Origin of the sequence: Ornithinimicrobium pekingense DSM 21552 (assembly GCF_000421185.1) — a bacterium.
Classification (GTDB): domain Bacteria; phylum Actinomycetota; class Actinomycetes; order Actinomycetales; family Dermatophilaceae; genus Ornithinicoccus; species Ornithinicoccus pekingensis.
The window spans coordinates 143,402-155,971 of record NZ_ATWJ01000008.1; the positions used below are offsets into that span (position 1 = coordinate 143,402).

At 72.5% G+C, this 12,570-nt stretch carries 9 protein-coding genes and 1 tRNA gene; 6 read left to right on the forward strand and 4 right to left on the reverse strand.

The window, feature by feature from the left end; genetic code table 11:
* Window positions 1–24: 24 nt before the first annotated feature.
* Complete coding sequence (locus tag K330_RS23600) at window positions 25–2,646, forward strand: transglycosylase domain-containing protein (protein ID WP_022920967.1); 2,622 nt, start codon at window positions 25–27, stop codon at window positions 2,644–2,646.
* Window positions 2,647–2,667: 21 nt separating this feature from the next.
* On the opposite strand, the gene K330_RS0106140 is transcribed toward K330_RS23600, so the two are convergent.
* Window positions 2,668–3,138 (reverse strand): GatB/YqeY domain-containing protein, encoded by a 471-nt coding sequence (locus K330_RS0106140; protein ID WP_022920968.1) that lies wholly within the window; start codon window positions 3,136–3,138, stop codon window positions 2,668–2,670.
* A 67-nt stretch (window positions 3,139–3,205) separates the two neighbouring features.
* Between K330_RS0106140 and K330_RS0106145 the strand changes: the two genes are divergently transcribed.
* The 4 genes from K330_RS0106145 (at window position 3,206) to K330_RS19515 (ending at window position 6,346) form a co-directional block, all read left to right on the forward strand.
* Window positions 3,206–4,192: a metallophosphoesterase gene (locus tag K330_RS0106145; RefSeq protein ID WP_022920969.1), complete on the forward strand. Its 987-nt coding sequence runs from the start codon at window positions 3,206–3,208 to the stop codon at window positions 4,190–4,192.
* Window positions 4,193–4,275: 83 nt separating this feature from the next.
* Window positions 4,276–4,352 (forward strand) — tRNA-Pro (locus K330_RS0106150).
* A gap of 216 nt (window positions 4,353–4,568) precedes the next feature.
* Window positions 4,569–5,144 carry a 1-acyl-sn-glycerol-3-phosphate acyltransferase gene (locus tag K330_RS0106155; protein ID WP_022920970.1) on the forward strand — a complete coding sequence of 192 codons (576 nt, stop codon included), beginning with the start codon at window positions 4,569–4,571 and terminating at the stop codon, window positions 5,142–5,144.
* Window positions 5,145–5,242: 98 nt separating this feature from the next.
* Complete coding sequence (locus K330_RS19515; protein WP_084617225.1) at window positions 5,243–6,346, forward strand: SGNH/GDSL hydrolase family protein; 1,104 nt, start codon at window positions 5,243–5,245, stop codon at window positions 6,344–6,346.
* A 10-nt stretch (window positions 6,347–6,356) separates the two neighbouring features.
* On the opposite strand, the gene K330_RS19520 is transcribed toward K330_RS19515, so the two are convergent.
* Window positions 6,357–8,378: an acyltransferase family protein gene (locus K330_RS19520; RefSeq protein WP_022920971.1), complete on the reverse strand. Its 2,022-nt coding sequence runs from the start codon at window positions 8,376–8,378 to the stop codon at window positions 6,357–6,359.
* A gap of 131 nt (window positions 8,379–8,509) precedes the next feature.
* Here K330_RS19520 and K330_RS0106170 point away from each other — a divergent pair, with 131 nt between their 5' ends.
* The gene (locus tag K330_RS0106170; RefSeq protein WP_029202381.1) at window positions 8,510–9,895 is read left to right on the forward strand and encodes a short-chain fatty acid transporter; all 1,386 of its coding nucleotides are present in this window, start codon (window positions 8,510–8,512) and stop codon (window positions 9,893–9,895) included.
* Here the strand turns inward: K330_RS0106170 and K330_RS0106175 are convergent.
* Entirely contained in the window at window positions 9,892–10,695 is an 804-nt protein-coding gene (locus tag K330_RS0106175) for a thioredoxin domain-containing protein (protein WP_022920973.1), read from the reverse strand. The two genes, K330_RS0106170 and K330_RS0106175, sit on opposite strands and share 4 nt — an antisense overlap.
* 80 nt (window positions 10,696–10,775) lie before the next feature.
* Complete coding sequence (locus K330_RS19525; protein WP_084617296.1) at window positions 10,776–12,566, reverse strand: alkaline phosphatase D family protein; 1,791 nt, start codon at window positions 12,564–12,566, stop codon at window positions 10,776–10,778.
* Window positions 12,567–12,570: the final 4 nt, after the last annotated feature.

Here is a 12,570-nt window from a genome sequence, read left to right on the forward strand (position 1 = left end):
AGAATCGTCCCGTACCGTGGTGGTATGCGTTCTGCTCTGACCGTCGCCAGAGTGACCTCGCTGCTGGGGGTCTTTCTCGCCGTCGCCATGCTGATGGGTGTCATCGGCGCCGGCCTCGCCGCCCCCGTGATCGGTGCTGCCGGACTCGCCGCGCGCGAGAGCGTCGGTATGTTCGACCGGCTGCCCGGCGACCTCGAGCAGAACCCCCTGGCGCAGCAGTCACGCATCCTCACCGCCGACGGCTCCATCCTGGCCACGCCCGCCAAGCAGAACCGCATCATCGTGGACAGCTCGGAGATCTCCGAGCACATGAAGAACGCCCAGATCGCCATCGAGGACGAGCGCTTCTTCGACCACGGCGGCCTCGACGTCGAGGCGCTGGCGCGCGCGGTGGTCTCCAACGCCACGAGCGACACCACCCAGGGTGGCTCGACCCTGACCCAGCAGTACATCAAGATGGCCCTGGAGCAGGAGGCGGTCAAGGAGCGTGACGCCGAGGCCCTGCAGCAGCTGCGCGCCCGCTCGGGCATGGACGGCTACATCCGCAAGCTGCGCGAGCTGAAGTACGCCGTCACCCTCGAGGAGCGCCTGACCAAGGACGAGATCCTCGTCGGCTACCTCAACCTGGCCTTCTACGGCGACAACGTCTACGGGGTCGAGGCGGCCGCCCGCCACTACTTCAACGTCAAGGCCGCCGACCTGTCGATCCCCCAGGCGGCCACGCTGGCCGGCATCGTCCGGGCCCCCTCCACCACCAACCCGGTCTACGACATCGAGACCTCCACGGCCCGGCGCAACACCGTGCTGCGCAACATGCGCGACCAGGGGATGATCACCCAGCAGGAGTGGGAGGAGGCCACGGCCAGCCCGATCGAGCTGGACCTGACCGACAGCCAGCGTTCCTGCATCAACTCGCGCAACCCCTACTTCTGCGACTACGTCACCGCCTGGCTGCTGCGCCAGCCCGCCCTGGGCGCCACCCAGGAGGAGCGCCTGGAGAACCTCACCACGGGCGGCCTGACGGTCACGACCACCCTCGACAGCGAGCTGTCCAACCAGGTGCGCGAGATCCTGCGCGAGACGACCCCGGAGAACGACTACAACATCGGCTCCGCCGCGACGATCATCGAGCCCGGCACCGGCAAGGTCCTGGCCTTCAACCAGTCGAGCGAGTACACCTTCGACGAGTCCGGCGACAAGGTCACGACGACCTCGATCAACTGGAACGTCGACAGCGCCTACGGCGGCCCCGGAGGTATGGAGCTGGGCTCGGTCGCCAAGGCCTACACCGTGGTGGAGGCCCTCGAGAAGGGCGTCCCGGTCGAGACGACCCTGGAGATGCCCGAGCCGCAGCGGGCCGACGCCAGCGGAGTGTGGATCAACAACCCCGACGACCCGCAGACCCCGGACGGCAGCGTGCACCCGGTCGCCGTCTTCGAGCAGGAGGACTTCCAGGAGGGCTGCACCATCGGTGAGGACTACTGGACGGTCCGCAACGCGGCCGACCAGAACCACGACCCCGAGATCTCCCTGCGCAAGGCGACCGCGCTGTCGATCAACACGGCCTTCGCCACCCTCGCCTCCCAGGTCGGCACCTGCGACATCGTGGAGACCATGACGCGGATGGGGATGCGGGACAGCACCGGGGAGCAGTTCAGCCCCTTCCCCCCCTCGATCGTGCTCGGGTCGGACTACGCCTCGCCGATGACGGTGGCCGCCTCCTACGCGGCCTTCGCCTCGGGCGGCATCTACTGCCCGCCGGTGCCGGTCACCAAGGTGGTCGACACCAACGGCGAGGAGCTCCCGCTGGACCTGCCCGAGTGCGAGCGTGTCATCGACGAAGAGGTGGCGCTCGGCACGGTCGAGCTGCTCAAGGGCGTCCTGAGCCCGCAGGGCTCGGGCTGGGACGCGATCCTCGAGGGCGGTCGGCCGGCGGGCGGCAAGACCGGCACCAACAACAACTCGAGCCACACCTGGTTCGCCGGGTTCACCAAGCAGCTGTCTACGGCCGTCTTCGTCGGGGTCCCGACCGGGGCCTCCCTCGGGGCCGACCGCGAGAACTTGACGATCGGTGACACCTACATCGAGGGTCCGCTCTACGGCTCCTCCCTCGCGGCGCCGACCTGGAAGCGGATCATGGACGTCGCCTCCGAGGGCATGCCCGCCGAGGACTGGGAGAACCCCTCCGACGAGATCCTCAACGGCCGGCGGGTGACCATCCCGCCCATCATCGGGCTGAACCAGCAGGAGGCCCGCGACCGGCTGCAGGACGTCGGCCTGACGGCCACCACGCAGGACGTCGCCAGCGGCCAGCCGCCGGGCACCGTCCTCTACACCACGCCGGGTGTGGGCAGCTCCATCCGCACCTCCACCCAGGTGGTGCTGCACATCTCGACGGGGCGGGCCGTGGCGACGCGGTCGCTGCCGCCCAGCACGACCGGCACCCGGTCGGCACCTCCCGCCCAGCCGGCCCCCGCACCGGCACCCGCCCCCGCACCGGCACCGGCACCCGCACCCGCCCCCGAGCCCGAGCCAGCACCGGAGCCCCCCGGCACCGAGCCGCCGCCCGAGGACGGTGGCGGTCCCGGCAACGGTGGCGGTCCGCCGGCGGACCCGCCGGGCCAGGGCGACGGCGACGACGCCTGACCCGACGGCCCTCGGCGTCGGTCAGCCGCTCAGCGCGGACCGCACCGCGGCCGCCACGCGACCGCCCTCGGCGCGGCCGGCGACCTTGGGCTGCAGCGCCTTCATGACCTGCCCCATACCGCCCATGCCGCTCACGCCGAGCTCGGCCACCGTCTCGTGGGCGAGGCGGTCCAGCTCGGCGTCGTCGAGCTGCGCGGGGAGGTACTGCTCCAGCACCGCCAGCTCGGCCTCCTCCCGGGCCGCGAGCTCGGGCCGCCCCGCACCGGTGTAGGCCTCGGCCGCCTCGCGCCGCTTCTTGGCCTCCTTGACCAGCACCCGCAGCACCTCGTCCTCGCCGAGCGTGCGGTGCTCCTTGCCCGCCACCTCCTCGGTCGAGATGGCGGTGAGCGCCATCCGCAGGGTGCCGGCGCGCACCTTGTCCTGGGCGCGCATGGCCTCGGTCAGGTCGCCCTGGAGGGTCGCCTTGAGGTCGGTGTGCTGGGGCGTCGTCATGGCGGTCAGTCTCTCACCCGCGCGGCTGCCGGGCACCGGTCGCGCTCCCACCTGGGAGGATCGGGGCATGACGGGTCAGGTATGGCGTGCGCTCGGGACCGCTGCGACACTGGCGGCGGGGGCCGCCGCCTACGCCACGTGGGTGGAGCCCCGGCTCTTCGCGCTGCGCCGGGTCGACGTGCCGTGCCTGCCGCCCGGCACGCGGCCCCTGCGGGTGCTGCACGTCTCCGACCTGCACCTCGTGCCGCGGCAGCAGCTCAAGCGGAGCTGGGTCGCCGGACTGGCCGACCTGCGTCCGGACCTTGTCGTCGACACCGGCGACAACATCGCGCACCGCGACGCCGTGCCGGCCCTGCTGGAGGCCTTCGCCGGGTTGCTCGACGTCCCCGGGGCGTTCGTGCTCGGCAGCAACGACTACTACGCGCCGGAGTGGAAGAATCCCCTGCGCTACCTCGACGACAGCCACGACAGACGGGTACGGACCGGTTCCGTCGAACCGGGGCAGCACGGTCCCGGGCCTGCGGCCCGTGACGACCCTGTGCGGATGCCGACCGACGACCTGGTGGCCGGGCTCGCCGACCGCGGGTGGGTCGACCTGACCAACGCCCGCGCCCGGCTCGAGGTGGGCGGTGTCCGGCTCGAGCTGGTGGGCGTGGACGACCCGCACCTGGAGTACGACGACTACCCCTCGGTGGCGGGTCGCGCGTCACCGGACGCGGACCTGACGATCGGGGTCACGCACGCGCCCTACCAGCGCGTGCTCGACGCCATGACGTCGGACGGTGCCGGGCTCGTCATCGCCGGCCATACCCACGGCGGCCAGCTGCAGGTCCCCTTCCACGGCGCCCTCGTGACCAACTGCGACCTCGACACCTCCCGGGTGGCGGGCCTGTCCCGGTGGTGGCCCGGCGCCGGCACGGCACCCTCGTCCCGGGCGCCCGGCGACGCCGCCTGGCTGCACGTCTCCGCCGGCCTGGGCGGCAACCCCTACACCCCGTTCCGGTTCTGCTGCCGGCCGGAGGCGACCCTGCTCACGCTGGTGCCCGCCGGCTGAGGCTGCAGCTCGGGCGGATTCGGTGGCACGAGGGGCCGTGGGCTATTCTGTCGACGCTGTCCCGGTCCGCCGGGGACGAGCCACGGGGTGTGGCGCAGCTTGGTAGCGCGCTTCGTTCGGGACGAAGAGGTCGCAGGTTCAAATCCTGTCACCCCGACCATGGCAGAAGGGCCGTTGACCTGCGGAGACGCGGGATCGACGGCCCTTCTCACGTCTCGTTCGTGCCTGCCGCCCGCGGCCTTTGCCCACTGGCCCACCTCGGACGCCTTGGGTCGAGACATCGCGTGCCGAGGTGGGCCACTCGGCGTCGCGATGCTGCCGCCGGCACGTCGTCGGGCGTGCTGGGATGCATCAGGCCTGCCATTACCCTTGGCCCATGCTCCGACGTCTTGTGGCTCGCGCCTTCTGGAGGGTCAGCCCCTGGACGCTGTCCACCGCTCCCGCACCGGACCGGCCCACCGTGCTCGTCGGTGCGCCGCATACCTCCAACTGGGACTTCGTCCTCATGCTGGGGATCACCTGGCGCCTGGACATGGACGTCCGATGGCTGGGCAAGGACGGACTCTTCGCGGGCTGGCGCGGCCCGCTGATGCGTGCCCTGGGCGGCATTCCCGTCGACCGGTCCGACGCGGGCCGCGTCGTCGACGAGGTGGTCAAGCGCGTCCGGACGGGCGAGGTCTTCGGTCTCGTGGTCACTCCCGACGGCACCCGCGGGGGGCACGCCCGCTGGAAGTCCGGCTTCTACCGCATCGCCCGCGAGGCCGGGATGCCGGTGACGCTCGGCTACGTCGACCGCACCACGATGACGACGGGTCTGGGTCCGACCATCGAGCTGACCGGTGACGTCACGGCCGACATGGACCGCATCCGGGCGTTCTACGCCGACAAGGCAGGGTTCCGCCCGGAGCGGCGCGTCGAGCCCCGGCTGCGGGAGGAGACCCGACGGGCCTGACGGACCCGCCTGGCGCATCCGACCGCCAGGTATGGAGTTGGTCAAGAAGGTCGCCTGACCCTTGGCCTCGCGCCGGCCGCCACCCAGGATGGGTCGGCATGACCCGACGACGCGTCACCACCCGGCCCCGCCTCCTCAGCACCCTCGCCGCCGCGCTGGCACTTCCGCACCTGGCCGCCCCGGCGGCGGGGACCCCGGCGGACAGGGGCGAGTCCACGTGGACACGCGACTCCGCAGGCACCTCCTACGTCGCGCTCGGCGACTCCTTCTCCTCGGGGACGGGCACCCGTGCCTCCACGGGCGACTGCTACCGCTCTCCCTACGGCTACCCCGCGCTCATCGCCGGCAGCCAGGGGCTGGTGCTGGACTACCAGGCGTGCAGCGGGGCCACGACGGCCGACGTGCGCACCCACCAGCTCGGGGCGCTGGACGACGCCACGGACTACGTGACCATGACGATCGGCGGCAACGACCTGGACTTCGCAGGCGTCATCACGCAGTGCGCGCTGCCCGGCTGGCTGTCCGACTGCGACGGCCGGATCAACCGTTCGCTGGAGCTGCTGCGGACCACGATGCCGGACCGCTACGACACGCTCCTCGCCGAGGTGGGTGTGCGCGCTCCCCACGCCGACGTGGTGGTCGGCTCCTACCCCCGCCTGTTCAACGGCCGGGACTGCAACCTCGCGACCTTCTTCTCCGGCTCGGAGATGAGCCGGCTCAACGCCGCGACCGACGAGCTCGCCGGCACCATCGAGCACCGGACCCGGGCTGCCGGGTTCAGGTATGCCGATCCGCGTCCCGCGTTCACCGGGCATGCCGTCTGCGACGCGGTCGAGTGGGTGAACGGGCTCAGCACCCCGATCACCGAGTCCTACCACCCCAACCACGCCGGCAACGTCGCCTATGCGGAGGTCTTCTGGCCCGGGAGCATCGCCGGGACGATGAGCTCTGCGAAGTCCCGCTCGTCGACGACCGGGGATGCCAGCCGCACCGGGGCCGTCCGCGCGCAGGCCGACGCCGTGCTGGCGATGGACCTGACGAGCCGGCAGAACCTCGACCGGGCACGTGCCGAGGGCGTGAGCACCGGCGCCGTCGTCCGCCTCGTCGCGCAGCTGCGCTCGGGTGACTCCGAGGTCGTGGAGCGCGCGCTGGAGGGACTGGCCCGGCTGGACCGCCAGCACGAGGCGCGGTCCGGGTCCTGACCCGGGGCGCCTACCGGCTGAACACCTCGGTCACCTCCCGGTAGAGCGGGGTGGCCAGGGCGCGGGCGAAGGTGGCGGTCAGGTGCCCCCCGTCGTGGTAGACGATCGTGTCCTCGATGACCGGTGGGCAGCTGGTGGGGGTGCACAGCCAGTCGCTGAGGTCGGCGACGGTCAGGCCGGGAAGCTCCTCGTCGAGCACGGCAGCGGGGTTGACCTCGGCCAGGGTGGCCGCGCGTCGCACGTCGCACTCTGGCGCCTCGGGACCGTGCTCGACGATGCAGTCCAACCGGTTCACCGTCGCCCTGGGCGTGCCCCGGATGCCCAGCATCTCGAGGTCGTGCTCGGCCAGCTCGCGCCAGAAGGCGTCGTAGTAGACGGGCAGGGTCTCCCCCTCCTGGGTGACGACCGTCGTGCTCCCCACGACCAGCTCCGGTCGCTCGGTGGTGAGCAGCTCGAGCACCGAGGCGTTCCACTCCCGGCACCGCTCGGCCTTGCGGTCGTCCTTGAGGTAGTCGTGCTCGGGATCGACGAGGTGCATGCCCTGGCGGCACTCCCCCTTGACCATGACCTCCAGCCGCCACCCGGTCCGGTCGGCGATCTGGTCCAGCGCCGGCTGCCAGTGGGTGGCCTGGCTGCCGCCGACGAGGACCATCGTCCGGTCGGCGTCCGGGTCGCCGTAGGTGCACCGGATCACCTCGGCCGAGCCGTGGTGCTGCTGGCACTTGTCCAGATGAGCCTGCGAGAGGTCGCGCACGGCCGCCGCATACCCGGGAGCGGGCGACTCGCCGGCGGGGGCGTCGAAGTCGGGCCTGCTCTGCGCCTGCGACCAGTGCGCCAGCGGTCCCCCCTCGCCCGACGCGCTCAGCGTCGCCGGTGCCGTGACGGCGTTCACGGTGCTGGCCGCGCCGACGGTGAGCAGGATCGCGCCGGCGCCGGCCAGCGGGGCGACCCACGAGGGCCGCTGGCTCCACCGGACCTGCCGGACAGGTCGTTCGACGAGGTGGGTCGATGCGTAGGCCAGCAGCACCGACGTGCCCAGGACCAGGGCACCGTCCCAGGCCCCGGCCCGGTCGACGCCCCGCAGGTGCAGGGAGAGGACCAGCAGCGGCCAGTGCCACAGGTAGATCGCGTAGGCGACACCGCCCAGCGAGACCAGCGGCCTGCTGGCGAGCAGCCTCGTCGCGCTGCCCCGGCCTCCCTGGCCGGACAGCAGGATCAGCGTGGCTCCCGCGACGGGCACCAGGGCCGCGACTCCCGGGAAGGCGGAGGCCACCGGCAGCAGCAGACCCGTGGTGACGACCAGGCCCAGCCCCACCCAGCCCAGGAGGGTGTGCACGCCCCTGGTCAGGGTCGGGATCCGGGCCAGCCCGAGCGCCACGAGACCACCCACCCCGAACTCCCAGGCACGGGCCGCAGTGTGGAAGTAGGCCACCGGCTGGTTCAGGTGGGTCAGCACCACGGAGGCGGCGAACGAGGCCAGCGTGACCAGCAGGACGAGGAGGGCGAGCCGGCGCCGCACCGCGCGACGGGCCCCGACGGCGACGGCGAGCACCGCGATGACCAGCCAGAGGACGTAGAACTGCCCCTGGATCGACAGCGCCCAGAAGTGCTGGAGGAGGGAGTCGCCGCGGTCCCTGGCCAGGTAGTCCACGGAGTCGGAGATGAGCAGCCAGTTCTCGACGTACAGCGCAGAGCCCACCACCTCCCGCAGCGTGTCCGCGCGTCTGGTCACCGGCAGCAGCACCGTCGCCGCCACCAGCACCGACAGCAGGACGGTCAGGGCGTTGGGCAGGAGCCGGACCAGCAACCGGCCGAAGAACCGCCCGGGGGACACCCTGCCGGTGCGGTGGACCTGCCGCAGCAGACTCCCGGTCACGAGGAAGCCGGCGATGACGAAGAAGACGTCGACGCCGCCGGAGACCCGCCCCAACCAGATGTGGTAGACCGCGACCAGCAGCGCCGCGACCGCGCGCAGCCCCTCGAGGTCGGCCCGGAAGCCAGCACGCGGCTCGGCGGGTGCGGTGGGGGTCATGGGCGCAGGATAGGACGCTGGCCTGGCCCGGCCGGAACCCGCCGGGGCCTGCTGTATGTTCACGTCACCGCGGACCCGTCAGACCCCGGGCCCGCGACAGGTCCCTTCGTCGCGATACCAGGAGCACACCCATGTCATCAGCTGCGCCACAGACCCAGGGGACGAAGTCCGCGCCCCTCGCCCGGGTGATGCGCCCGGTGAACTCCCTCGTGGAGCGGTTCATCCCCAGCGCGTTCGTCTTCGCCGTGGTGCTGACCTTCGTGGTGGCGGTGGCAGCCCTGCTCCTCACGGACGCCGGTCCGGTCGACGTCATCACCGGCTGGGGCGACGGCCTGTCCGGGCTCCTGGCCTTCATGACGCAGATGGCCCTGATCCTCCTGCTCGGCCACACATTGGCCAACACCGGTCCGGTGCGCAGCGTGCTCGCCCGGCTGGGCGGGGTGCCGAGGACGGTGCTGCAGGCCTACCTCTTCGTCTTCGTCGTCGCCTCCCTCGCCTCCCTCATCACCTGGGGGCTGGGCCTGGTCGTCGGTGTCCTGCTCGCCAAGGAGGTGGCGGCCCAGGGCCGGGAGCGTGGCCTGCGGCTGCACTTCCCGATGCTGGTGGCCGCCGGCTACTCCGGCTACGTGATCTGGCACATGGGCTACTCCGCGTCGGGCCCCCTCACCGCGGCCACCGAAGGGTCCTTCATCGCCGAGCAGCTCGGGCGGACCATCCCGGTCGGCGAGACGATCTTCACCTGGTGGAACATCGCTGCCGCGGTCGCGACCATCGTCGTCGTCGGGGTCGCTCTGGCCCTGGTGGCACCCCGGGACGGCGAGCAGGTCATCGAGCTGGGGTTCGACGCCCGCGACTCCGACAACGTCGACCTGGACGACGAGGTCGTCACGCCGGCGGACCGGGTCGACGCGAGCCGGGTGGTGACCCTGCTCGTCGGCCTCGCCCTCGCCGCTTACCTCGTGCTGCACTTCACGAACGGCGGGACGCTCACCCTCGACATCGTCAACTGGACCTTCCTGGCGCTGATCCTCCTGCTCGTGCGCAACACCTTCGAGCTGATCGCCCTCATCAAGAACGCCGCCTCCAACGTCGGCGAGATCCTCCTGCAGTTCCCGCTCTACGCCGGGATCATGGGGATCATGGCCACGACCGGCCTGATCACCATCTTCTCCGACTGGGTGGTCGGCGTCGCCACCCCGGCCACGTTCGGCGTGCTCGCGTTCCTGTCGGCCGGCGTCGTGAACTTCTTCGTGCCCTCCGGCGGCGGGCAGTTCGCGGTGCAGAGCCCCGTGATGCTCGACGCCGCGGAGCGTCTCGGGGTCGACCCGTCCGTGGCCATCATGGCGATCGCCTACGGCGACCAGTGGACCAACATGATCCAGCCCTTCTGGGCGCTGCCGGTGCTGGCGATCGCCAGCCTGAAGATGCGCGACATCCTCGGCTACACGACGGTCACCCTCATCGCCTCGGGGCTGGTCTTCGCCGGGGTCCTGCTGCTCGTCGGCGCAGGGGTCTAGGAACCGCCCCCGGGGCGCGGGCGGGCGACCGTCCCGCTCAGGTCCTTCCGGGACAGCGCCTCCAGCGCCGCGGCACCGACCTGCTCCCCCGCCCGGCCCAGCAGGGTCAACGGTCCTGGCCGCCCGAGGTCGGTCCAGCGGCGCTGCCACCGCCGCAGCAGGTGGTAGGCGCCGTCCGAGAGCGGCTCCCGGGCGGGGGAGACGACATAGCCCCACTCCCGACGGGGGTCCCCGCTGCACGGCGCGCGGTCGTCGACCAGGACGGCCGGCAGCAGCCGGCGGAGAACCTCCGGGTCGCCGATGTCCCTGCCCTCCTCCCAGTAGGCCCGCAGGAGCAGCTCCCGCACCGCCGGCCCCCGCCCCAGCTCCACGCCCTCGGCGTAGGCGGCGGCCACCGGGCGTGGGTGCGGGATGACGACCGGCACGTCGTCCGGGAGCTGCTCGTCCGCGAGGGCGGCGTCCCGGACGGCCTCCAGCTCCCGCCGCCGCAGCTCGCGGGCCGGCCCCGGGGCCCAGGAGCCCGCGAGCGGGACCCGAGGCGTGTCGTTGACCGCCCACCAGACCGGCGCTCCGGCCCCTTCCTCCCCGTCACCCGCACGCAGGTGGGCCAGGTAGGCCCAGGGCGAGGTCAGGTCCGCCAGCAGCAGGTCCGGCTGCCGGTCGGCGAGGTCGCCCGTCCGCTCGACCCGGGGTGTCGCGCCGACGCGGTGCGGGGGTGGCATCGGGGCCCGGGGACGGGTGTTGTGCCGACGGTGGAACACGTGCGGGCGAGAGCTGCGCCCGGCCAGGTTCGTGGTCATGTCCTATTTTTACAACATTTGTTGTATAAATGGAACCCGCCGCGGGCCCCGTCCTGCCCGTCGCGGTCGGCGAGGGCCGGTCAGTGGCGGCTCGCGAGCCGCTCCCGGAGGCGTCGCGCCCGGCCCCGCACACCGCCCACCACGCCGGGATGGACGTGCGCCACCGTGGGCCGGTGCTCGGAGCCGGCCGGTGGCACGTCCAGCTCGAGGTCGGCGACCACGGTGGTCTCGGGGCGGTCGTGCTCGGCCCCCAGCACCCGGCTGCCCAGCCACACCGCGCGCAGCTCACCGGCGTCGATCTCGAGCAGCGCCACGTTGTTGTCGAACCAGGGGCCGGCGACACCGTGCCAGCGCCACCCGGGGTCGGGCACCCGCGCCGACCGCGCCAACGCGTTGCCGAGCGGCCGGGCGGCGTGCGAGAGCCCGGCCACGAGGGCCCGCAGCGCCCGCGGCAACGGGTTGCGGATCGGGGAGCACACCAGCTGCAGGATCCGGGAGCCGCTGACCCGCTCGACCTCCGTGACGTAGGAGTGGTGCACGTCGCCGGAGAGGAAGACCACCGAGGACGGGGCGGGACCACGGTGGCCGTCGGCCACCTCGTCGACCATCCGCGCGACCCGGTCGAAGGAGTCGCTGAAGGCGCCCCAGTGCTCCAGGTCCAGCTCCTGGCGCAGCCGCTCGCCCAGCCCGACGAACCGGTGTCCCCACCGGCCGTCCACCAGCGCCTCGTTCCACGACTCCAGGTGGTGCAGACCGCGCGGGAGCAGGAACGGCAAGGAGGTGGCGACCACCACGTGGTCGTGGCCCCCGCTGAGCTGCTCGTCCAGCCAGTCCATCTCCCCGGGGTCGAGCATGGCCCGGTCGCCCGGGTCCAGCCGCCGGGCCGCCCGCGAGTCGACCACCACCAGGTGGCTGCCGCCCAGCGGGTGGGTGTAGCTCCACCGGTAGCTCAACGGCTCCTGGTCGGTGCGCGCGGCGAAGGCGTCGACCTCGTCGGTCAGGTCGACCTCGTCGGGGCCCGCGGTCTCCTGCCGCCGCAGGAGCTCGCGCCAGAGCGGGTCCTGCGCCCGGGCCGCCGGGGAGAGGTTGCCCAGGTGCTGGTAGACCCAGTAGGAGCCGAGCGCGGCGACGATGCGCCCGTGCCACCAGCTCGTGGCCTCCATCTCCTGGCGCCACCGCACCGAGGTGTTCCAGTCGTCGCGCACGTCGTGGTCGTCGAAGATCATCAGCGAGGGCAGCCACGACAGCAGCCAGCGCAGGGGCGGCTCGCTCCACGCGAGACGGTAGAGGTGGGCGTACTCGTCGTAGTCAGCAAGCTCGGGCCCGGGTTCCTCGTCCAGGTCGCGGCGCGAGGCGATGAAGTCGCGCATGGCCGCGCTGGTCGAGTCGGCGTAGACCTGGTCGCCCAGGAGCAGGAGCAGGTCGGGGCGGTGACCCAGCGGTCCGGGGGCCTCGTCGGCGAGCGCCAGCGCATAGGTCCGCAGCGCGTCCACGCCGTGGCTGAGGTGGTGCACCGCGTCGTGCGGGACGCTCGTGCGGCACGACCCGAACGCGAGCCGGACGGGTCCCTCCGGCGAGGTGGTGGTCAGCATGCTCGGCGGGAAGGGGCTGTCGGGCTCCGGCCAGCACACCTTGTCGTCGACGAGCACCTGGTATGCCGCGCGCTCCCCCGGACCGAGCCCGTCCACCTCCACGAGGGCGTAGTGGTGGCCGTGCACCGCGAAGGTCCGCGCACGCCATACCCGGTCCTCGCCCTGCCCGCCGTCCAGGCGCACCGCCACCTCGGCGGCACGCTCGGTCTGCACCCACACGGCCGCCGACGTGTCGTCGACGTGCCGCACCAGCGGCCCGAGCACGAGCGCACCGGACATGCAG

What these genes read in the sequence shown, in the direction of transcription:
- K330_RS23600 (WP_022920967.1), top strand. Translation starts at nt 25, where the DNA reads ATGCGTTCTGCTCTGACCGTCGCCAGAGTGACCTCGCTGCTGGGGGTC.
- K330_RS0106140 (WP_022920968.1), bottom strand. Translation starts at nt 3,138, where the DNA reads ATGACGACGCCCCAGCACACCGACCTCAAGGCGACCCTCCAGGGCGAC.
- K330_RS0106145 (WP_022920969.1), top strand. Translation starts at nt 3,206, where the DNA reads ATGACGGGTCAGGTATGGCGTGCGCTCGGGACCGCTGCGACACTGGCG.
- K330_RS0106155 (WP_022920970.1), top strand. Translation starts at nt 4,569, where the DNA reads ATGCTCCGACGTCTTGTGGCTCGCGCCTTCTGGAGGGTCAGCCCCTGG.
- K330_RS19515 (WP_084617225.1), top strand. Translation starts at nt 5,243, where the DNA reads ATGACCCGACGACGCGTCACCACCCGGCCCCGCCTCCTCAGCACCCTC.
- K330_RS19520 (WP_022920971.1), bottom strand. Translation starts at nt 8,378, where the DNA reads ATGACCCCCACCGCACCCGCCGAGCCGCGTGCTGGCTTCCGGGCCGAC.
- K330_RS0106170 (WP_029202381.1), top strand. Translation starts at nt 8,510, where the DNA reads ATGTCATCAGCTGCGCCACAGACCCAGGGGACGAAGTCCGCGCCCCTC.
- K330_RS0106175 (WP_022920973.1), bottom strand. Translation starts at nt 10,695, where the DNA reads ATGACCACGAACCTGGCCGGGCGCAGCTCTCGCCCGCACGTGTTCCAC.
- K330_RS19525 (WP_084617296.1), bottom strand. Translation starts at nt 12,566, where the DNA reads ATGTCCGGTGCGCTCGTGCTCGGGCCGCTGGTGCGGCACGTCGACGAC.